Here is a 1,580-nt window from a genome sequence, read left to right as displayed (position 1 = left end):
CCATAGCCATCAAGTTAAGGTTATCTATGTATAATTTCAAACAAAAACAGCCATCCTTTCATGGATACTCCATGAAAGGATGGCTGTTTTTATGGCTTCAATGAATCTTACAGAAGAGCTTCAATTATTAGAACAGGAACTAAAAGGCAAATTTTCACTTTCCTTTTTAGAATCACTTGCACGAGAAACAGGGATGATTCAACGGGCGAGAAAATGTAAAGCGCAGGATATCGTTTCTTTATGCGTCTTTTTAAGCAAAACAGTTGGAACAGAATCTTTAGCTAGCCTTTGTGCCAAATTAAATAAATCAACAGGTGTTTCTTTATCTTCTGAAGGCTTGAATCAACGCTTCGCCTCTCATACTGTTCAATTTTTTAAACAAATTTTCACAAGGTTATTTCATCAAAATATTTGTCCAACTCCATCGATAGGAGGGAATTTCAAACGAATTCGAATCTTAGATTCTACTATGTTTCAGCTTCCCAATCACTACGCAGATATGTATAAAGGTTTTGGCGGCGACGGGTCAGAAGCAGGAGTTAAAATCCAACTAGAGTATGATTTATTATCTGGAAACTTTCTTCAAATAGATGTGAATCATGCGGTTAGTAATGATAACACATATGGACAAGCTCGAACGGATACAGTAGAGTCTGGAGATTTATGTATCCGAGATTTGGGATATTTTTATATTGATGATTTTAAGAAAATGGAGGAAAAGCGAGCTTCCTATATTTCACGTATCCGCTGGAATACACAAGTATATAGAAAAATAGAGGATGCATGGGAACTGATTGATATAGAAGGTATTTCAAAACAATTAAAAGAGGGCGAATATATTGAGTTCCCTCGCGTGTATATTGGGTTTCATCAAAAACAAGAGACACGTTTGATGATCTATAAATTAACAGAATCTGAACATGCGAAAAGATTAGAACGGCACAAAAAAGAAAAAAAGCGAATGCCTAAATACGCAAGTAGTATCAACTTATTTATTACAAATATAAAAGAAACAGATATGAAAGCCATTGAAATTTATCAATTCTATTCCTTACGTTGGCAAATTGAAATTTTGTTTAAAACATGGAAATCTATTTTCGGCATTCATGCGGTAAAAAAGATTAAACTAGAACGATTTCAGTGTCATCTATACGGACAGTTGATTGCATTATGTCTTGTGGCAAGTATTACATATAAAATGAGGAAATTAATATGGGAGAAAAAACAAAAGGAAGTGAGTGAATATAAAGCGACTTATATTACACATATTTATTTTTTAAGTATACTCGATGTGCTTTTCGTGCCCTGTCGAGACATGGTTCCCATTCTTGTCAGATTGTTCGAAGACCTATCAAAAAATGGTAGGAAAGCACATCGATATACCAAATATTCACCATTTGATATTCTTGGCATCACTCAAGAATATCAAAATTCACTTCAACACACCGCTTAAAAAATAATATATGTTGAAGTCTTATTTGAGTATGTCCAAATATGAAAACTTGTATTCTATATCTAACAAAAATAACCCAGATGCTTTTCAGCATCTGGGTTATTTTTGTTAACTTGATGGCTATGGG

At 33.7% G+C, this 1,580-nt stretch carries 1 pseudogene; it reads left to right on the top strand.

The features are described 5' to 3' along the window. Positions 1-91 precede the first annotated feature (91 nt). Positions 92-1,365: pseudogene (locus tag ACIQ7L_RS28105) on the top strand (IS4 family transposase). Positions 1,366-1,580: the final 215 nt, after the last annotated feature.

Origin of the sequence: Bacillus sp. NPDC094106 (genome assembly GCF_044764345.1) — a bacterium.
Taxonomy (GTDB): domain Bacteria; phylum Bacillota; class Bacilli; order Bacillales; family Bacillaceae_G; genus Bacillus_A.
The sequence above is the reverse complement of the archived record's forward strand: the minus strand, read 5'-3'. Positions and strand labels throughout refer to the sequence as shown.